General features: G+C 46.6%; 1 protein-coding gene. It reads left to right on the forward strand.

The window, feature by feature from the left end:
- Window positions 1–223, forward strand: a 223-nt coding sequence (locus ADM50_RS04120) for a hypothetical protein (protein WP_049484630.1), incomplete at both ends; no start/stop codon positions are given.

Genomic DNA, 223 nt, shown 5'->3' on the forward strand with positions numbered 1-223 from the left:
ACTATTTGACAATGGTACAACTGTGAAAGAAGTACCAAATGTTGGTAAGTTCGAAGTGGACGCAGACGGCAAGGTAACTTTCACCCCAGACAAACAGTTCAAGGGTGAAACACCAGAACTTGAATTGACTCGAGTGGATGCCAACGGTACTCCTGTTACCGTTAAGTACCAAGCGGTGGTGAAAGAAGTAGTTCCAACCAGCACTAACGCAACCAGCACAGGC

Source organism: Streptococcus oralis, from assembly GCF_001075675.1.
In the GTDB taxonomy this organism is placed as follows: Bacteria; Bacillota; Bacilli; order Lactobacillales; family Streptococcaceae; genus Streptococcus; species Streptococcus oralis_V.